This window comes from Cellulomonas bogoriensis 69B4 = DSM 16987 (assembly GCF_000767165.1).
In the GTDB taxonomy this organism is placed as follows: domain Bacteria; phylum Actinomycetota; class Actinomycetes; order Actinomycetales; family Cellulomonadaceae; genus Actinotalea; species Actinotalea bogoriensis.
In genome coordinates this window covers 1-311 of record NZ_AXCZ01000504.1, presented here as the reverse complement: position 1 = coordinate 311, position 311 = coordinate 1, and the positions used below count along the sequence as shown (strand labels likewise).

At 77.2% G+C, this 311-nt stretch carries 1 protein-coding gene; it reads right to left on the bottom strand.

The features are described from left to right. The coding region (locus N869_RS18320; RefSeq protein WP_035063553.1) for a hypothetical protein at positions 1 to 311 on the bottom strand (311 nt) is incomplete at both ends.

Below are 311 nucleotides of genomic sequence, written 5' to 3'. Positions count from 1 at the left end.
ACGACCGGCTCGGACCCGTCAGTGCTGCGGGTGCCGTTGCGGGCGGCGCCCTCCAGACCTGAGGCGATGACGTCGACCCGCGCGACACCCACGCCCCGCACCACACCGAGGACCACCCACGGGAGCGCGACGTGGGCGAGCACCGCACCGAGACGTCCGTGGCCCAGAGACACCAGTGCGGTGGGAGCGGCCACCCACGCCAGGGCCGCCCACGCCCGCAACGCGGTGGACCGGGTCGCGGCCCCGGCGGCGAACCAGGCGCCGAGCGCCCCGAGGACCAACGACCCGAGGAGCACCACCGCGGCGGCCCG